Annotated in this window: 14 protein-coding genes; 5 read left to right on the top strand and 9 right to left on the bottom strand. The window is 57.9% G+C overall.

Annotated elements, in window-relative coordinates:
- The first annotated feature begins 269 nt into the window (after positions 1 to 269).
- Positions 270 to 2,252, top strand: coding sequence for an SPFH domain-containing protein (locus QQJ86_RS19565; protein WP_284322660.1), 1,983 nt, complete (start codon positions 270 to 272; stop codon positions 2,250 to 2,252).
- A gap of 294 nt (positions 2,253 to 2,546) precedes the next feature.
- Here QQJ86_RS19565 and QQJ86_RS19560 read toward each other — a convergent pair whose 3' ends face one another.
- Both QQJ86_RS19560 and QQJ86_RS19555 read right to left on the bottom strand, forming a co-directional pair.
- Positions 2,547 to 2,750, bottom strand: coding sequence for a hypothetical protein (locus tag QQJ86_RS19560; RefSeq protein ID WP_284322659.1), 204 nt, complete (start codon positions 2,748 to 2,750; stop codon positions 2,547 to 2,549).
- Positions 2,751 to 2,775: 25 nt separating this feature from the next.
- Positions 2,776 to 3,072, bottom strand: coding sequence for an antibiotic biosynthesis monooxygenase family protein (locus QQJ86_RS19555; RefSeq protein ID WP_284322658.1), 297 nt, complete (start codon positions 3,070 to 3,072; stop codon positions 2,776 to 2,778).
- 129 nt (positions 3,073 to 3,201) lie between these two features.
- Between QQJ86_RS19555 and QQJ86_RS19550 the strand changes: the two genes are divergently transcribed.
- The 4 genes from QQJ86_RS19550 (at position 3,202) to QQJ86_RS19535 (ending at position 8,834) form a co-directional block, all read left to right on the top strand.
- Positions 3,202 to 4,161: a LysR family transcriptional regulator gene (locus QQJ86_RS19550; RefSeq protein WP_284322657.1), complete on the top strand. Its 960-nt coding sequence runs from the start codon at positions 3,202 to 3,204 to the stop codon at positions 4,159 to 4,161.
- 699 nt (positions 4,162 to 4,860) lie between these two features.
- The gene (locus tag QQJ86_RS19545) at positions 4,861 to 5,943 is read left to right on the top strand and encodes an MBL fold metallo-hydrolase (protein WP_284322656.1); all 1,083 of its coding nucleotides are present in this window, start codon (positions 4,861 to 4,863) and stop codon (positions 5,941 to 5,943) included.
- Between the two features lie 184 nt (positions 5,944 to 6,127).
- Positions 6,128 to 8,458 carry a SpoIIE family protein phosphatase gene (locus QQJ86_RS19540; RefSeq protein WP_284322655.1) on the top strand — a complete coding sequence of 777 codons (2,331 nt, stop codon included), beginning with the start codon at positions 6,128 to 6,130 and terminating at the stop codon, positions 8,456 to 8,458.
- A complete protein-coding gene (locus tag QQJ86_RS19535; RefSeq protein ID WP_284322654.1) occupies positions 8,448 to 8,834 on the top strand; it encodes an STAS domain-containing protein in 387 nt (128 codons plus the stop codon). The genes QQJ86_RS19540 and QQJ86_RS19535 overlap by 11 nt, the downstream gene beginning before the upstream one ends.
- A 75-nt stretch (positions 8,835 to 8,909) precedes the next feature.
- Here QQJ86_RS19535 and QQJ86_RS19530 read toward each other — a convergent pair whose 3' ends face one another.
- The 7 genes from QQJ86_RS19530 to QQJ86_RS19500 form a co-directional block, all read right to left on the bottom strand.
- On the bottom strand, positions 8,910 to 11,018 hold the full coding sequence (locus tag QQJ86_RS19530) for a choice-of-anchor D domain-containing protein (RefSeq protein ID WP_284322653.1): 2,109 nt from the start codon (positions 11,016 to 11,018) through the stop codon (positions 8,910 to 8,912).
- A gap of 165 nt (positions 11,019 to 11,183) precedes the next feature.
- Positions 11,184 to 11,933 carry an AraC family transcriptional regulator gene (locus QQJ86_RS19525; protein WP_284322652.1) on the bottom strand — a complete coding sequence of 250 codons (750 nt, stop codon included), beginning with the start codon at positions 11,931 to 11,933 and terminating at the stop codon, positions 11,184 to 11,186.
- 534 nt (positions 11,934 to 12,467) lie between these two features.
- Entirely contained in the window at positions 12,468 to 14,249 is a 1,782-nt protein-coding gene (locus QQJ86_RS19520) for a GGDEF domain-containing protein (protein ID WP_284322651.1), read from the bottom strand.
- A 10-nt stretch (positions 14,250 to 14,259) separates the two neighbouring features.
- On the bottom strand, positions 14,260 to 14,562 hold the full coding sequence (locus QQJ86_RS19515) for a hypothetical protein (protein ID WP_284322650.1): 303 nt from the start codon (positions 14,560 to 14,562) through the stop codon (positions 14,260 to 14,262).
- 206 nt (positions 14,563 to 14,768) lie between these two features.
- The gene (locus tag QQJ86_RS19510; protein WP_284322649.1) at positions 14,769 to 15,590 is read right to left on the bottom strand and encodes an SAM-dependent methyltransferase; all 822 of its coding nucleotides are present in this window, start codon (positions 15,588 to 15,590) and stop codon (positions 14,769 to 14,771) included.
- Positions 15,591 to 15,683: 93 nt separating this feature from the next.
- Entirely contained in the window at positions 15,684 to 16,247 is a 564-nt protein-coding gene (locus QQJ86_RS19505; RefSeq protein WP_284322648.1) for a DUF8082 domain-containing protein, read from the bottom strand.
- Between the two features lie 44 nt (positions 16,248 to 16,291).
- On the bottom strand, positions 16,292 to 17,419 hold the full coding sequence (locus QQJ86_RS19500; protein ID WP_284322647.1) for a Cache 3/Cache 2 fusion domain-containing protein: 1,128 nt from the start codon (positions 17,417 to 17,419) through the stop codon (positions 16,292 to 16,294).
- Positions 17,420 to 18,368 lie beyond the last annotated feature (949 nt).

Raw genomic sequence — 18,368 nt, 5'->3', positions numbered from 1 at the left:
TCTATGACGACTTGGCAATCGCCGAACGATTCGCATCGGCTTGGCTCGCTTGATGGAGCCGGTGATCGACGACACCCTTAGCGCGTAATCACTCAACCGCTTTTCAACTTTCAGCCCAGGCGCAAGCCCGGGTTGCGGCCAAGCTCGGCCCAAGCTCACCGATGGACAACTTGGCGCATTGCATTACGGCCCTGACCACGTGTCAGGTTCATTTCTCACAGGGACCCACAATTATGTATTTGCTTATTGCGTCTGCAGTAACTGTAGTCATGCTGGTGATATTGATCTTTGCGTCCAATGCCATCGTTTATATTCCCAACGACCGCGTTGGCATCGTCGAGCGGCTATGGGGTGCGCCGTCGCTTACCCACGGCCTGATTGCCTTGAAAGGCGAAGTCGGTTTCCAGCCCCAGGTTCTACGCGGTGGTCTTCATTACTTCTTTCCGTTCCAGTTCCGTGTGCACAAAGTTGATCTGGTAACGATTCCGCAGGGCGAGCTCGGCTACATCTTCGCGCGTGACGGAAACGAATTGACGGACGGCCAGGCGCTCGGCGCGATTGTCGATGCCGGCGTGGAAGATGCTGCGGCGTTTCTTAAAGCGGGCGGCCAGAAAGGTCCGCAACGCGCGATCATTCGTGAGGGTACGCATGCCATCAACGTGGCGCAGTTTGCGATCATCACGGCAGCGCGCGTACATGGCTTGCTGTTGTCGGATGAAGAGAAGGGCACCATCGAACAGATGGGTCGCGTATTGGGCGAGCGTAATGGCTTCATGCCGGTCGTCATTGGCGGCAATGCATCGGTAGCGGGTGTGACCGATAAGTCCGAACGCGCGGACGAAGACCCGAGGGACGTGCTGGGCGTCGTGACCATTCACGATGGTCCGGTGCTGCCGCCCGATGAAATCGTGGCACCGCGCGTCGGCGATGACCCTGCCAACCGAGCGACTTTCCACAACAACTTCCAGAACATCAACGCCTTCCTGCGCGCCGGCGGTCGACGCGGTCGCCAGCACCAGGTATTGGTGGAAGGTACCTACTACCTTAACCGCTTGTTCGGGACTGTGGAGTTCATTCGCAAAACGATCGTGCCGGTGGGCAGCGTGGGCGTCGTGGTTTCGTATTTCGGCAAGGCAGGTGCGGACCGTTCCGGTGATGGGTATTCGCATGGTGAACTGGTCGACAACGGTTGTCGCGGCGTATGGAAGGAACCCTTGCTGCCGGGCAAATACGCCTTCAATACCTACGCGGGCAAGATCCAACTCGTGCCGACCACCAACTTCATTCTCAAATGGTCGAAGGAAATCACCAATGCGCACAAATACGACGAGAACCTCTCCGAGGTTGCGCTGATCACCAAGGATGCGTTCGAGCCGCTGATGCCGCTGTCGGTGGTCGTGCATATCGACTACCGCAAGGCACCACTGGTGGTGCAGCGTTTCGGCGACATCAAGCGCCTGGTCGACCAGACGCTCGATCCGATGGTCTCTGCGTACTTCAAGAACACCGGACAAACCAAAACCTTGATCGAACTGCTGCAGGAACGTTCAGCCATCCAGGAAAAGGCAAGCATCGATATGCAAGGGCGTTTCGCCGCCTACAACCTCGAATTGCAGGAAGTGCTGATCGGTACGCCGCACGGCAACCCAGGTGACGCTTCGGGTCAGCGCATCGACACTATCCTCAACCAGTTGCGCGATCGCCAGGTGGCGAAGGAACAGATGGACACCTACGACCAACAGCAACAAGCGGCCATCAAGGAACGCACCTTGCGCGAGGCACAAGCCAGAACGCAGATCCAGACTGAACTCACCAAGTCCGAAATCAACGTCAAGATCAGGACGAACGAAGGCGACGCTGCGATTGCCGCAGCGACGAAGGAAGCAGAAGTGATCAACATCAATGCCGAGGCTGAACGCAAACGCCAGATCGCCGTGGGCGAAGGCAAGGCCGCTGCGACGGAATCAGTGGGTAAGGCCGAAGCCAGTGCGATTCGCGCCAAGGCGGACGCGTTGACCGGTGAAGGTGCACGTATGCAATTGATCAATGATCTAGGCCGGCAATTCACCGATGCCTTGCGCGAAGGCCAGATCGCCATCGTGCCGAAGATTGCCTTGGGCGCGGATGGCGGCAATGCGCTCTCCACGCTTGCTCAGTTGGCGAACGCATTCATGGCGGAGAAGCTTGAGGGAGGCACTGCGGAAAATTGGCAGAGCTCGTTCAACGGCAAGCAGCCGGATGAACACGCGTAACTGAAAACCACGCCCTCCCCTGCTTGCGGGGGAGGGTTGGGGTGGGGTGAGGCGAATCTCGCGACAGCGTTCCCAATTACCTCACCGTCATTCCGGCGAAGGCCGGAATCCAGTTTGAATATGCGTCCGAAGGACACAGCACCTTTTATGTTGAGTGCTTCGCACGACACATTTGAACTGGATTCCGGCCTTCGCCGGAATGACGACCGAGCGAGATCAAGCGTCATCGCAAGCCAGGTTTGATCGCACACTCGGTTAACGTATTGGACAACGATCGTTTTGTTCTTGAAATCGCTACTCCAACGCATCGGCATAAATCGCCGTCAAATACGCTTCGAGCCGGTCTCCGAGACCTCTTTCCAACAGTTCGCACGGCTTGAGGCCACCCAAGGCCACCAGCGCGTCGTTATGCCACCACTCCAGCACGCGGTCCTCATCAGGTTCGATGGCGCAAGCCAGTTGCCATATGCGATTGATCTGCAACTCGGATGGATTCATGAATTCGAAAGGGTTGATCCAGAGGCTAGTCCGTCGAGAGCGGCTCGTAATGCCGCATCTCTTCGATCTGGTGAACGTAAGGTCTGACAAGCGCAAAGAAACGTTGAAACACCTCGCTACCGCGAAATCCCTTCATGTGGCCATCTATCGAATCCCATTCGATGCGAATGACATAGCTGCCAGGCTCATCCACGCAGCGCGACAGCTCATAATGCAAGCAGTGTTGCGATGTGGCGAGCATTACGCCGGCCTTTGCGTAATCCTGCTCGAAAGCCTTGGCTTCCGTGGCTGGAACTTTGTAGCGGATATACTCGACAACCATCACTGACTCCTGTACTGAAATTCGGCAATCCAGTTAAGTTCCCCCCGCGTTATCGCGCTGATTCTCGGCACGCTTGTCATAGGCGTCTATGCCAACCAGCGACGAAACTGTTGTGAGCCACAGGAACAAATGAATACTGTCAGCAATGATTCCATCGACCTGTTCAAGGTCTTGAAGTTGTTTACAACGGTCTACGAGCTTGGCAGTTTTTCCGCTGCAGCGCGTGTGCTAAGTGTCACGCCTGGTGCAGTCAGCAAGCAGATCGGTGTGTTTGAAGATTCACTCGGTTGCAGGCTCTTTCAACGCACCACACGCTCGCTTTCGATCACCGAAGAAGGACGACGCTTGTATGCGCTCATCCAGCAACCCGCGCAGCAGATCGAAGAAGCGCTGGCGAGCCTGTCGCCGGAGGAAGGCCAACCCAGGGGAACCGTGAAGGTATCGTTGCCGGTCGCCTTCAGTCGCACCGTCCTGGTGCCTTGCCTCAAGCGGTTTCAAGAGCGTTTTCCCGAGATCAGTCTCGACCTTCATTTCGAGAACCGGCATGTGGATCTGATAGCCGAGGGTTACGACTGCGCAATCGGGCAGCGGCGCGATATCGATTCCAGCATCATTGCCAGGCCGCTCGCGCCACTGGTGCTGATCCTGTGTGCGTCGCCTGCTTATCTGGCTCAGCATGGAAAAGATCTTCGTGCTGAAAATCTGGAGAGCCATTCCCTGATCGCGTTTCGCTCGCCGACCAAAGGGCGGATCGAAGCATGGACATTGCAAGGTGCGGGAAAGGATCTGGTCATCCAGCCGCGCTCACGTCTGATGGTGACGGATACCGAAGCGCAGGCCGAGCTTGCCGCAGCGGGTTGCGGCATCACCTTGCTTGGTGCGCATCATGCAATTCCGCTGATCGAGCAAGGCAAGCTCAAGCGTGTGCTGCCGCAGTACTTCGCGCAACGCGGGGATATCTGCATCTATTATCCCGCACGCAAGAATCTGCCGCGTCGGGTGTCGAGCTTCGTTGAATTTGTGATTGATGAAACGCGGAGCAGCGGAGTGGTTAAGCAAATGAAGGCGATTGTTGGCAGGCCTGATTAGCGTCTCGCCTCAGCTGGCATGTCGTGAATGCCACCATTGCCTGCGGCGCTTCCGGTCGCGAAGCGACCGGGTCACTTTTCTTTGCTGGCCCAAAGAAAAGTAACCCAAAGAAATGGCCTAACAGGCTCGTGGCATAGGGAAGGGAAAAGCCTGAACGTCTATGGCTAGATCGAAGGTTGCCCGCTCAGGTTCAACGCCCCCGCTATACCGCGAGGCGTCGAAGCATTGAGGGCTTAAAGCGCGCCCTCCGACAGGTTGAGCTTGGCTGAGCTCTGCCCGATCTGCTTTAAGTCCTCAGCGCTTCGACGCCTCGCGGTATAGCGGGGGTGTGGAAGCTTGGCCCGCCAACGATCAAAGCAAGGCGACATCCTTCAGGCTTGTAACCGATGCAATGCTGTGAGCTCTTCAGGCCATTTCTTTGGGTTACTTTTCTTTGGGCCAGCAAAGAAAAGTGACTCGGGCCCTTTAGGGTCCGAAAGCGCCGCAGGCAATGGCACAACACCACGACATACCCAGCTATGCGGAGACCCGACTAGCGTCGGACCGCAACCGTGTCGCGAGTTCTCTACATCCATCCTCTGCACCCCCCAACGAAAGACACACAGCCCCTTGGATAACCGCACTCAAGGACACATACCGACTCGTAGCTGCGACATGGCTGTCCAGACACAAGTCTCAAAAGCTCCTGAGAGGTAGTCCATGTCACGGTCGGGTCCACAGTTCAACGGTCTTCGCCTGGAGCGCGTACGTGCCTCCAAGCAATTCGCCGGCGAGGGGTTCATCAACACCTATCCGGCAAGTGCGTTGCGCGAGCATGGAGACAGGCCGTCGCTGGTGGACTTCATGTTCCGCGGCAAAGCAGAGCGTGTACCTTCACGTCCGTTGCCATCGCTCGATCCGCGCCCTGCATGGACGCGACGCGTGCAGTCCGGTTTGCGCGCGACCTGGCTGGGCCATTCCACCGTGCTATTGGAAATCGACGGGCGACGTGTGCTCACCGATCCGGTGTGGGGTCTGCGCGCGTCGCCGTTTCCGTTTCTAGGGCCCAAGCGCTTTCAGCCGGTACCAGTTGAGATCAACGCATTACCACCGCTCGATGCGATCGTGATTTCGCATGATCACTACGATCATCTCGATTACGTCAGCATTCGCGCGCTCGCTGCTTTGAATGTGCCGTTCGTAACCTCGCTCGGTGTGGGCGCACGTCTGGAAGCGTGGGGCGTGCCACCCGAGCGCATCATCGAACTCGATTGGTGGGAGAGCACCACTGTCGTCAATGGACTGACCATCACCGCCGCACCATCGCATCACTTCTCCGGCCGTAGTTTGAGCGATCGCAACAGCACGCTGTGGTCGTCTTTCGTGATGCGCGGCGAGCGGCATGCTGTGTTCTTCAGTGGCGACACGGGCCTTTCGCCGCTGTTTACGGAAATCGGCCAGCGGCTTGGGCCCTTCGATCTGGTGATGATCGAGGTGGGCGCCTTCCATCCCTCGTGGGGCAACGTCCATCTCGGCCCCGACAATGCCTTGCAGGCATGGGCGCAACTGGGCAGTGGACGCTTCCTGCCGGTGCATTGGGCCACCTTCAATCTGGCGATGCATCCGTGGGCGGAGCCGGCGGAAGTGCTGTATGCAAAATCGCCCGAAGGGCTTGTGATGCCGCTGCTGGGCGAGCCCTTCGAACCGACTTACGCCGAAAGTGTGCAGCCGTGGTGGCGCAAGCTGGTGGAGGAGCAGCACAAGCATCCGCTGTTGCAGGTGGCATCAAAACCCTCCCGCTAGCCAAAGTCATTGTCATGGCCAGGCAGCCGTATAGCCGTCTGCGCTGTGATGGCGTGCAGTACCAACTATGAGTTGTTGGTCTACTATCGGCTCCTAGGGGTGCTCGGATCTATTCCGTGCCCCCATTCACGGCCGTCCTGCCTCGAAGACCCGGACGCCCGGCTATGACGACGTTGGGGGAGTCATGGTATTGCGCAGCCTTGCTTCACGGTTAGCTGTGTGGGTTCTGTCCGGCGCAACCGTGGTGTTCGTTGCGAGTGGATTCCTGTTGTTTCGGATGGTGGGGCATCGCCTGCTGGAGCAGACCCATCGGGAATCCGAGGCGCTCGCCAGCCAAGGCAGCAGCCTGATCCAGGAAAGAATGGACAAGGTCACGAATACGGCGCGGGTGCTGGCCGCCATCATCGGACCACGCCCAGGAGATGCAGAGTCGCTGATCCGCGATGCCATGGCGGAAAACGCCGACCTGGCAGGGTTGGCGGCAGCCTTCGTTCCCAATACGCCAGCCGTCAAAAGCGCCGGCCAGTCGCCCTTCGTCAGTCGCCAATACGATGGCTCGCTCGAGCGGCGCGACCTCCTCAAAGACCCGCTGCCTTATTGGGAAGCGCCCTGGTTCAAGAAGGGCGTTGCTTGTGACCGAGGCTGCTGGCAAGCGCCATTCCTATCGCAGTCGCGTCATCGGCAGTTGGTCAGTTACTCATCGGTGATGCAAGTCGATGGCAAGGTCATCGGTGTGGTCAATGCGGACGTGACGCTCGACTGGCTTCAAAGCGTGTTGTTGTCGATGGATGTCCCTGCTGGCACACATGTGTTTGTGGTCGACTGGGAAGGCATGTACTTGGCCAATGACACTCCCGGTCTAGTCGGGAAAAAGGCCGATTCGCCCTTGCTTGGCACCTTGCGCGCGAATGTCACTTCCGATGGCTGGTCGAGCCTGCACCTGCAAGACCAGCAAGGGGATGTGTGGGTCTACAGCCAGCCGATCCGTGGCACCGATTGGAATCTGGCTCTGGTGGTGCCCAATGAGCTCATCTATGCACAGGTGCAGCGCGCGTTTCTATCGGTGCTTGTAACCGGCGCGTTTACGTTACTGTTGCTTGCGCTGCTTACGATGATGATCATCAGGCGTCTGCTGACACCGTTGGGCATGTTGGCGGAGGGCGCGGAATTAGTCGCTCGCGGCGCCTTGGATTTTGCCCTGCCGAAAGTGCACCGTTCGGACGAGATCGGTCGACTCACTCGCGCATTCGACAAGATGCGACAGGAACTGGCTGCCCACTTGGTTGAACTCACGCGCATCGCGCGCGAGCAACAGCGCTTGTCCAGCGAGCTGGAAATCGCGCAACAGATACAAACAGATCTGCTGCCGGGGCCGCACTATCTCGATGCGCGTTGCCAGAACTTCGAGCTGTTCGCCGCCTTGAAGCCAGCCAGAATCGTGGGCGGCGATCTCTATAGCTATTTCATGCTGCCCGGCCAACGCTTCTGCGTGATCATCGGCGACGTGGCGGACAAGGGCATTCCCGCCGCCCTGTTCATGGCGCGCACCATTACGCTCGCCAAGGCGATGTCGACGCGCGCGCAATCCCCCCAGCATCTGCTGCAGCTGCTCAACCGTGAGCTATGCAAGAACAATGAAAATTGCATGTTCGTCACCTTGCTCTGCGGTTTCCTGGACGCAGTGAGTGGAAACATGGCCATGGCGAGTGCGGGCCACGATCCGCCGGTGCGATGGGGCCAGAATGTTCCGCCGCAATGGTTGCCGCTCGCGTCAGGCCCTGCCCTGGGATTGGACGAAGACGCGTTGTATCCCATCCACCGCGTTCGCATGCGGCCGGGCGATACCTTGCTGATGTATACAGACGGTGTAACCGAAGCCACCGACGCTGCATTGATTCCGTATGGCGGCGAGCGAATCATCGCCAGGATCGGGCAGTATCATGAAGGTGGGGATGGCGATCCGGTGAAATTTCTGGTCGACGATATCGAGCACTATTCGGCCGAACATGGGCAGTCCGACGATATCGCGCTGGTGGCGTTGCGATGGAATCACGTTGGGTTGGAAGAGGGCGCTTCGATGCTCGAACTGGTTTTTCCTGCCGCTCTGCATGAGGTCTTCGATACATTGGGGCGTTGCGAAGAAACCCTGCGCGTGGCCAGTGTGCCGCACGACCTGCGCACCGACGTGCGCCTGGTGCTGGAAGAATTGATGGTCAACATGGTGCAACACGGACGCTCGCAGGAACGCGAAGACACGATTGGTTTGCGCCTCACGGTGGTGGAAGAGGCCATCCTGGTGGAGCTGAATCATGACGGTGAACCTTTCGATCCGCTGCAATCAGGTTCGCCCAGCCTCACCGGCGACATTGCCGATAAGGAAGAGATCGGTGGCCTGGGCATCCACCTCGTGCGCGCCATGGCCAGCGAGTTGATCTACACCTACGACGAATACGGCAATCATCTGCAACTGCGCTTTGCCTGTTCCTATCTCCCGGAGCACGATCATGGCCTTTAAGCTGCACATCGATGCATTGAGTCCGCACAAATCCACGCTGCACCTGGAAGGTCGCCTGGATGCACTGACCTTCGGTGAATTCGACCGGGAGGCGGACAAAGTGCTACAGCAGATGGAAAGTGGCAGCACGCTGGTGCTCGACTTATCGTTGCTCGAATACATCAGCAGCGCAGGCTTGCGCAGCATCGCCAAGGCCCGAAAGCTGATGCGCGCACGCGATGGTCAAACGCTGCTGTTGAACCCGCAGGTGCAAGTGCGCAAGGTGTTCGATATCGTGAAGGCCGTGCCGATCAAGGAAATCTTCCAGAGCATGCATGAGCTGGACACCTACCTGGACCAGATCCAGCGCAAGATGCTGGGCGAAGACATGGAGTAGGCGTTCACGCTCATGATTGTGCGCGAACCGGGCAGATGCCCGGCTCGCGTTGGGTTCGCGATGATCTTCAGAATTCTACGGATGCGATCCGGCAACCGACCATGCACCCGATCCGGAACTGGCCTGCACGAAGAAGTTGTAGTTATCGCCTGAAGCCGCGTTGAAAGTGATCGTCAGCGGGCCGGCACCATCCTGTTCCGCAACCGCCTGATTGGTCGTTGCGTTGTCCGCAACGAATCGCCAGCTAGTCCCTGACGGTACGTTCAAGGTCGCGCTCACCGTTCCCGTGGCACTCGTGAAGTTAGGTGTGTAGGCGTATCCACCTTGCGAGGCGACGTTTCCCGAGAAATTGATGTTGCCGCCGCCGCCGCTGCTTCCGGACGTACCGCTCAAAGTGGCTACTTGCGGGCCGTTCGACGCATTGTCGCTAATGGTCACGGTACCGTTGAAGGTTCCGTTGGCCGTTGGATGAAACAACACGTAGATCACGCACTGCGATCCCGCTGCCAGCGAGCCGCTGCAATAGCTCGTATCGCTAAAGCCATCTCCGTCGACCGTTACGCTACTGATCGACACGGCGCTGGTGCCGTTGTTGGTCAAAGTCAAAGCCTGCCAATTGCTGTAACCATTCGCGGCGACGTCGCCGAAGTTGATCGCTGGCGGGCTCAGCGTTGCCGTGGAGCCACCACCAGAACTTCCACCCACCGTGACCGCCACGGGATTGGATGGAATGCCGTTGGCGACGACATAAAGTTCGCTCGCACCCGTTTCGATGTTGGTGGGCACATCGAAATTGGTAGACACGATCGCGCCGCCGGTTGCTACGCCCATGCTGCTATGCCCATGCGTGCGGGCATAGAACACGTGGCCGGTGGCATTGTTGACGATGCGCACCAACGGATAATTGCTAGCCATCTGCTGATCGTCGCCGTAGGCGGCACCTTGCGACAGTCCGTTGAACTGCGTGCCGGAAATCGGATACGTGCTGCCGGGTGCCAGCGCAGTGGACACGGTACTCACCGTGGGCTGCCATGCAGGCTGATACGTGCCGGCTGGCGTCCATACCTGAAGGTTCTGGCTGAGATCGGAGAACAGGATCTGACCGTTCGGCAATACCAGCATCGCGCCGTACCAGGATGAATCACCGGACGCCGTCGAAGGTGTCGGCACGATGGACAAATTGCTGCCGTCCCATTCCAGGAAGGTGGATGGTGTTTGGTAGGCGCCGGGGCTGGCCATCATCAGCACGTTGCCGTTCGGTTCCACCGCGGCTGGACCGTCGGCGATATCCAGGCCATTGGGAAAATCCGGGCCTGCGCGCCACGTGCTGGTCGCCGTATCGTAGATCGCCGTATGGCCGGCGCCGCACGAGTTGGCACCGGTGGCGAACACCGTTCCATCGGGCCGCAACACCATCGGGCCGATCTCGTAAGTGGCCGAGTTTTCACCGCCGCAATTCGCTGCCGAATCCCACAGCTGCACCAGCGTGCTTCCAGCATCGCTCCATAGTCCGGTGGCGGGGTCGTAAACCTCGGACCCGGTGCCTGTAGCGTTGTAGTTGGAGTAGGCGTAGGTTTCGACGTTCAACACCTTGCTGTTGGGCAGCAAGATCCAATTCTCCTCGATGTTGTAATCGGGTTTGTTGGCGCCGGTAAGGCTCCAGCTGAGCGTGGACTCATTGAACAACGCGCTGCTGTACAGCCCTTGCTGGCCCATCATGAACGTACCGTTCCCGAGTATTACGCCGGACGCATCACCGATCTGGCTCCAGCCTGATGGCGGCGAAACGGATGTCCAAGTATTGGCTACTGGATCGTAAATGGCGCCGAGATTCGACTCGACGTCTTGTGCGTTGTTGTATTCGCCACCCTCCACGAGCAGCTTGCCATCGGCCAGCACGCCGCCGGCAAAATCGATGGGTGCGTATCCCGACGGCATCGACGCAATCTGGGTCCACGTACCGTTTACATAACTGCCATTGATGTCGGGCGTGAGCTTGTACCACTGCGAATCAGCAGCAGAATACGTTCTGGCGTGCGCCAAAACCGTACCATCCGTGGCGAGTGCGATATAGCCGATATCAATCGGCGGCGCGTTCGTCAACGGTGTCCAGGTTTGAGCAACGGAAACGTTTGCGCAGAGTGCAAGCAGCGCAAACCACGGAGTACATCTCGATATTTTCATATGACTATCCCTCCCTTGTGGTGTAACCAGGGAGTAACACTGCCGCTGCAGGAGATGCCGATATAGGAAAAAAGCACGGTGTAAGTCGACGGATTTACCTGTGTGCTTTGGCTTCCTTGCTCCTCAGTGGAAAAGTGCTATGAACGTCACACTACCCCGCGATCATCACGAAAAAGTCCGTCGATACTGTCCTGGCGACATCCCAGTCACCCGACGAAACGCACGCGTCAAAAGACTTTGATCGAAAAACCCAACCTGTTGCGCAATTCCTGAAATCGGCTCCTCACTGTGCTGCAGCATCCGTGCAGCGGCGCTAATGCGCAACTTGATCAGATACTGCCCGGCAGAAAGCTGAAACACCCGCTTCATTCGCCGCTCGAACTGCGCCTCTGAAACACTCGCCAGCCGCGCCAGATCTTCCAGGCGCAACTTCTCCGCATAGTGCTCGCGCATGTGATCGATCGCATCCGCGAAAGCGCTATCGATCATCCGCGCGCGACTCGGCTCGACCAGGTCGCGCGAAACGCACGTCAAACCGACGATAGTCCCGGCGCGATCGCGCAGCGGCTGCTTCGTAGTGAGACACCAGCCCGTACTGCCATCGTTGTAAACCGTCAAATCAAGACTGCCGATCATCGGTCTGCCGGTTTGGAATACATGTTCATCCTGACGGGCGTAGCGCTGCGCCATCGGCTCGGGAAACAGCGCAAACGCTGTCTTGCCGATCGCTTCTTCCTTGCGATGCAGGCCGCAACGCTTCACGCACGCTTCGCTCATGAGTACATATCGGCCTTGTCGATCCTTGATGCTGAAGACGACATCTTGCAACGGATCAAACATGGCCTGCAGGACATCGCTCGCCGTAATGTCCGAAAGGAACGCATCGCACGAGCTAATGGAGTGTGGCAGTACCATGGCGTGTTCTCACTAAGGATTCGGCTGCATTCGTGTTCGAAGAACAGAGTCGCCACGGCGGCGACTACGAAAAAACGTCGAAATCTCAGTGCGAAGGTCGGGATGCCATCCCAGCATTGGATGCAGAAGCTGGGAGTGCATCCCAGCCTACGCGACTTTCCTTCTACTCCTGCAAGTAGAAACAGGCGGGGCGTGGTGAGGCAAACCTCTCGACATACATCAACAACGTGGCAAGTTCACGGAACCCTACCTCAGCGTTTTCTGCATGCAGAAGAGGGCGCAACATCACCATCGCGGTGGCTTTCGGCCCGCGTGGCAGCGACATTCGTGTCGTTACTCCCCAGCTATCGCGTGCATTGTCAGAACAAGGCAGCGTAAGCGGCACAAGCTTGTGCAATACCCATCGGGGCGTCTTGAGGAATTAAAGCAAATTTGATGTTGATTTCGGCACAATCGAATGTCGTAAGCTGGGATGCCAATCCCAGCAATTGATGCAGAAACTGAAATTGCACCCCAAGCTATGCATTGTCGCTTTTACGCTTCCAGGCTTCCGTCAAACGCCCATTCTGCGTCGGTAATAACGCGATTGCGCCCGGTGCGTTTGGCCCTGTAGAGCGCGGCGTCGGCTTCCCTGCACAAGCGTTGCAGTTCGTAACCGGATGTATCAGTGCAGGCCACGCCGAAGCTGGCGGAAAACGATACAACGCTACCGTCTACATCCACGGGTGTAGCTTCAATGGCCTTGCGGATGCGATCGGCAATAGCGGTGCCTTGGTCACTGGAGCAATCGACCAGCAGAATGCCGAATTCTTCGCCGCCGAGACGACCGAACAGATCGCTTGTGCGCAGATGCTGCTTGCAGATGGTTACGGTGTGTTGGAGCACGGCATCACCAATGGCGTGGCCGTGGGTGTCGTTGACCTGCTTGAAGTAATCCAGGTCGATGGATATCAAGCAGGCACTGCCGGATTTTTTTTCCAGCAAATGCAACGCGCGTGCAGCCTCGCTGACGAAATGCTGATGATTAAGAATGCCGGTAAGCCCATCCAGGCATGAGAGCTGTTTGAAGCGAAGCTGCGAACGCTTGAGCCGGAACAGCCAGAACACGATGGATACCAGCACCACGAGCAGCAGCGCGATGTAAAGCCGACTGGTTTCGACCGCCTTGGTGGCCAGTGCCTGTTGCAGGCGCAGGATGCTGTTCTGCTTGCTCAGGCTGTCGGTTTCGAGTTTTTGCACCAGCAGGTGTTGCTGGGTAGCGGCGTACGCCAGCGTTCGAGCACTGATGTCGTTGAGATGTCCCTTGTCCTGGATGACGTAATGCTCGTAGGCAGCAAGTGCGTCGGCCAAATGACCTTGCCTCTTCTCGACCTGATAGAGCACCTCGTAGTCATCTTTCAGCCACTCGTTGATGTCGTTGGGGCCACTCATGGCCACAGCAGCGAGTGCTGCCGTCCGCGCGTTGCTGTCATCCCCCAGCTTTGCGTATGCCTGTGCCCGCTGCACCTGCGCTGACAGCATGTGAGGATAGTAGTGGTTGGTGCGGATGCTGGGCATGATCCGATCGAGCAGGGCCATCGCCTTGGCAGGTTGATTTTCATCCAGGTAAAGGCTGCTCAGAACCAGCCACATGGTGTTGGCGAGGATCGGTTGCCCGGCGGCTACGCAGGTATCGATGGCCTGCTGCAGTTCCGGGCTGGAAGATGTCAGATGTTTGGCGTTGAAAAGCGCTGCAGCTTGCAAAGAGCGAGGACGGCACAGCGTTTCGCCAGGAGGAACAGCATCCTCCATCATGTGTGCGTACTTGATGGCCAAGTCGGTTTGGTCGGCAATGTCCAGCATCTGCGACAGGTTCATCAGCAACATGAAGCGGACCTGCGGGTCCTTCACCGCGGGCAGCCAGGTCGTCACATGATTGGCCAGTGCGAAGGCTTCCTCGTAGCGTCGATTGGCCGCGAGGTTGGTGAGGAGTAGCGCCGATGCCTTTGCAGCAAGGCCGGCATCACCGGAATGATCAATCACCTCATGGAGCATCACTTCGGATTTTGTGTAGTCGCCCTCGAACATGGTTTCCCATGCATCGAGATAACGTAAATGCCATTGCTCTCTTGAGGTGAGGCGAGGTGCTTCCTGGTGAATCTGCGCCAGCATTTGCACGAACCGCGGGTGATCCGTGGTGCGCAGGCTTTCCGTTTGATCGAGAAACGCAGCCCCGTTTGTAATGGACGTGGCAGCATAACCAGGCTGCGCGAGCACGCTCCAAGCGATGGCCACTATTACAGGCCATAACCGGAAGCGGCTCGCCAGCCGGGACATAGTGACTTCGTCAGTGCGGCGAAAACGACTTGCCGTGATCGAGCGTGCGGATATTCAGCGGCTCATCGATGTCGTTTTCTTCTTCCTCGGGCTCGTCGTCCTCGCGGGCGGGAGCCTGAGAAATTTGCGGCGCATTCATCGGCTTAGGCCCGAGTTCCGCAAACAATGGCGCGCAATCACCAAGCGCCACTGCAGCCGTAAGGCCCTTGGACGCCTTTTCCTGCTCGAGCATGCGTGTCAATTCATCGGCCGATGCGTAACGCAAGGATGCGTTCTGGCCGATGGCCTCCAGCAATTCGATCGTGTCTGCCATATGTTTCCTCCCCCACTTTGCTTGTCATGGAACAGCAAGATGACGCTGATACGCCGACGTCATCCAGGCGTCAGCGTGATAAAGCGAGACGACTGCTGCCGCCAGCGCTTTTTGACCTGCAAATTTGCTGCTGAAACCCGCCTTCCCTAGAGGCGGATATCGTTATGTAAAGACCGTCCCCCTAGGTCGAGTCCTTTACATCACTCCTAGGCGCCCGCTTTGTCCAGTGCCTCCAACCGCTCTTGCATGGCGAGGTTCGGCTTCAGGGCTTCTGCTGGCGGCAATACCACCGTCTCCTCAACGGTGATCTGGATACGAGGGAGATCGCGCAGAGCGACGCGGCGGACGCGCGGTTTCTCAATCGGTAGTGTTGCCCCGCGGTAGATTATCACCTCGTGGTCTAGCGGATAGTCGCGACTCAACAGATCCACCAGCACCTGCCGATACGCCGGCCCGGTTTGAAAGCGCGCCAGCGATCGATCGCCAACCAACCCAACCTGCCACAACACCAGATAGCCGGCGGGATCGATGCGGCGCTCATAAAAAAGCAGCTGGCTGGCCTCGAAATGCTGGCAGCCGAAGCGCCCGGGATCGATGCCCAGATCGGCATAAAGACAGTCTTCGGCAGAAATGCCTGGCTCCATATGCGCCTGAAAACCTTCCGCGCGCGCGACTTCGATGGCCTTGTGCGGTGACCAGGCAAAAATGCCCGGATGACCGTAAAACACCCCGCAAACACGCTCGCCGGCGCGCACCTCCGCCATCATCACCTCAACCCATTGGCGGTAGGTCTTCATGCGCGACTTGCCCTCCTGGTAGTAGGACTGAAGGCTGCGCACATCCGGATGCATGCGTTCCAGCCACATCTCCACGACACCATCGGAAAGCGCTGCGAACACCACATCTGCTTGCGTGATGTGACTGCGCGCCAACGGTGTGAGGTGCGAACCCAGGGTCATGCCAAGACCAACGCAGACTAAGCTGCCGTGACGGGTATCGTTCGATGACGGCGAGGAGGGCGTGTTCATCGGGCCATAGTAGGACTTCCGAGAGCTCGCTGAAGCGAGCTCAGTATCTACCAGCTTGATCTAGCAACTTGTATGCCCGAGCTTTTGAGCAGATTACTTACCCGCCAGCACTGCTCGCGCTTCCGCCAGGAAACGCCTGAATTCCTCAGGCGTGGAAAGATTCGAGCCGATCTGCTGCAGGATCTGCTCCAGATCCTTCGAACTGGAAAACGCTTCATCGCACAACAGCCCAGCGATGGGGCCCAAATAGCTAAGGGCCACTTTCTCGATGGCGTCGCGGTACGTCGCGGGATCTCCAGTGGGCGCAACGCGTTGCTCGGGAACGGCCGCGGTCCGCTGGCGCATGCCTGCGTCATTTTCAAAACCGCCAAGCAGCCACTGCAACGCGGCTTCGCCGAGCGGCGTTCGGCTGACCGACGCACCAATCGCGCCGGGCTGAAACCGGGCGCGAGCAGCCGACACGTTTGCCAGCTGCTTGACGGCCTCGTCGCTGCGATAGCGGCTGAACGTAACCTCGTCCACCTGGCCGTTGCGCAGCAGGATCGTTGACGAATGGTTGTTCTCGGTAGCGATGAAGAAGTAACCAGACATCTTCTTCTGCATGAGCGTACGCAGCTCACGCAATACCTCGATCAACGGACGAAAATCGCTAACCATGTTCGTTTCCCGCAAAGTCCAGGAAGTACATCTTGACGTGAAGCTCAGCGCTTGCTGAGCCGTTCCATCGCCAACCGAACGCTGTTGGACAGGCGCGCAATGGCTTTGGCCAGCGTGCCGATCTCATCTTTGAGTTTCACCTCTTCGATGATGTTGTTCAACTTGCCCATGCTCAGTGCATCGGCAACTTCGGTCAGTCGTTGAATGGGTTGCAACACGCGGCTCTGGATCAACACATATTGCAGGCCCAGCAACAGCAGGCAGATCAGCAGTCCGAGCAGGGCGATCCAAAGGGTCTGCCGCACGATCACGCTGTTGATGTCGCTATTGGGGTAAGCCGCCACCAAGGTGAAGCCCCAGTCAGGCACATCGCTTTTTTGCACCGTCCAATCGGAAGGCTGCTCCTGGACGATCTTGGTCATGACGGCCGGATCGACGGTTGCGCCGGTTTTCGAATGGAAGCGAAGCGTTCCCTTGCTGTCGAGCAGCGCAACAAAGCCCGATTCCAGCACGTGGCTGTTGCTGATGACCTTGTCCAGCGGCTCCAGGTCGGTCTTGTAGCCCACGTACCAGATGCCGATCGGCTTGGGATTGGCATGGTCGTAGATGGGCTCGTAGCCAGTGACGTACGGCGAGCCGAGAATATCCACGACGCCATAGAAGCTGCGCCCTTGCCGAATCTCTCCAATAACCGGGCCATGCGGATCGAGCACGGTGCCGATGGCGCGCATGCCGTTGTCTTTCTTCACGTTGGTGGACACGCGTACGAAATCGTCGCCGGTGGTGGAAAAGAGCGTGGCCGTGCCGCCCATGATGGACGTTACGTTGTCCACCAACTGGAAGGAATTGCCCTGCGGCTTGCCGCCGAGCACCAAATCATTCGCTTCGCGGCTCCCCACGGAAATCGGTTGGCCGGGGCTGGGTGCGCCTTGCTCTTCACCTTCTTGACGAAGCAGTCGCATGGCGCTGTGCACGCGCTCAAGCATGATCGAATGCGTCACGCCGAACAGGCTCTTCAGTCCGGTGGTCTGGCTGTCAATGGAAGCCTGGGCTTCGGTGCGCACGCGATTTGCTTCAATGAAGGCCAAGGCAGCGGCCGTAGCAATAACTGCCGCCAAGCCCAGCGCGAGCACAGGCAATAGCAGGCGAGCCCGCAATGAATCTTTGAACATCTTATTTTCCCCCGATAAAACCCTACGGCGCGGGCTGTCAGAAAAGACCACGTTTCATTTTGAAGACAAGCCATATCGTACGGCTCGCACGTGTCAATTTTGCCTCACGCTGGCCCGGAATGGACAAAACATTTGCGCCATCGGCATGTCAGGAGATGTGCGCTTGTTGGCAGAACAGGGCCAAGGCGTGCCATCAGGTTGTCATTATCGGACCGGGATTTTGAATGTCACGTAGTTTCAGGGGTAACTACTGGCCGGGTTTGGGGGAGGCGGCTGTCTATTAACTCCCTTATCGAGAGGTGGATATGGGCGATTTCGATATCGAGCATTGGCACGCTTCTCGATAAGGCAGCGCTGTGCCTTACCGTCATTCTGGTGAAGGCCCACTGCTGTCAGGGAAGTTTGCAATGCGTGCCTCTCTCCCTTCGGCCTGATTGGTGTCTCGCCTCGGCTGGTTATTTCGAGGATTGAACCATTGCCTGCGGCGCTTCCGGTCGCGAAGCGACCGGGTCACTTTTCTTTGCTGGCCCAAAGAAAAGTAACCCAAAGAAATGGCCTCAAGAGCTCATGGCATTGCATAGGTTACAAGCCTGAAAGATATCGCCATGCTTTGGTCGTTGACGGGCCAAGCTTCCACGGCGCCGCTATACCGCGAGGCGTCGAAGCATTGAGGGCTTAAAGCGCGCCCTCCGACAGGTTGAGCTTTGCTGAGATCTGCCCGATCTGCTTTAAGTCCTCAGCGCTTCGACGCCTCGCGGTATAGCGGGAGCGTTGAACCATGGGCGATCAACCACCTATCTAGCCAGAAACGTTCAGGCTTTTACCTTACCCATGCCGCGAGCTTCTCAGGCCATTTCTTTGGGTTGGCGGTTTCTAAACTCAAGTGCATCACTTGAGTGGAGAAGCGGATGAGGCGGAGGTATGAGCACCTGAGCGCCGAAGAGCGTGG

Source organism: Dyella acidisoli (assembly GCF_030160295.1).
GTDB lineage: Bacteria > Pseudomonadota > Gammaproteobacteria > Xanthomonadales > Rhodanobacteraceae > Dyella_B > Dyella_B acidisoli.
This window is presented reverse-complemented; position numbering and strand designations above follow the sequence as displayed.

Coding starts and splice junctions, on each gene's coding strand:
- QQJ86_RS19520 (WP_284322651.1), bottom strand. CDS start 14,249: ATGTCCCGGCTGGCGAGCCGCTTCCGGTTATGGCCTGTAATAGTGGCC.
- QQJ86_RS19530 (WP_284322653.1), bottom strand. CDS start 11,018: ATGAAAATATCGAGATGTACTCCGTGGTTTGCGCTGCTTGCACTCTGC.
- QQJ86_RS19515 (WP_284322650.1), bottom strand. CDS start 14,562: ATGGCAGACACGATCGAATTGCTGGAGGCCATCGGCCAGAACGCATCC.
- QQJ86_RS19525 (WP_284322652.1), bottom strand. CDS start 11,933: ATGGTACTGCCACACTCCATTAGCTCGTGCGATGCGTTCCTTTCGGAC.
- QQJ86_RS19545 (WP_284322656.1), top strand. CDS start 4,861: ATGTCACGGTCGGGTCCACAGTTCAACGGTCTTCGCCTGGAGCGCGTA.
- QQJ86_RS19560 (WP_284322659.1), bottom strand. CDS start 2,750: ATGAATCCATCCGAGTTGCAGATCAATCGCATATGGCAACTGGCTTGC.
- QQJ86_RS19535 (WP_284322654.1), top strand. CDS start 8,448: ATGGCCTTTAAGCTGCACATCGATGCATTGAGTCCGCACAAATCCACG.
- QQJ86_RS19565 (WP_284322660.1), top strand. CDS start 270: ATGCTGGTGATATTGATCTTTGCGTCCAATGCCATCGTTTATATTCCC.
- QQJ86_RS19550 (WP_284322657.1), top strand. CDS start 3,202: ATGAATACTGTCAGCAATGATTCCATCGACCTGTTCAAGGTCTTGAAG.
- QQJ86_RS19555 (WP_284322658.1), bottom strand. CDS start 3,072: ATGGTTGTCGAGTATATCCGCTACAAAGTTCCAGCCACGGAAGCCAAG.
- QQJ86_RS19500 (WP_284322647.1), bottom strand. CDS start 17,419: ATGTTCAAAGATTCATTGCGGGCTCGCCTGCTATTGCCTGTGCTCGCG.
- QQJ86_RS19510 (WP_284322649.1), bottom strand. CDS start 15,590: ATGAACACGCCCTCCTCGCCGTCATCGAACGATACCCGTCACGGCAGC.
- QQJ86_RS19540 (WP_284322655.1), top strand. CDS start 6,128: ATGGTATTGCGCAGCCTTGCTTCACGGTTAGCTGTGTGGGTTCTGTCC.
- QQJ86_RS19505 (WP_284322648.1), bottom strand. CDS start 16,247: ATGGTTAGCGATTTTCGTCCGTTGATCGAGGTATTGCGTGAGCTGCGT.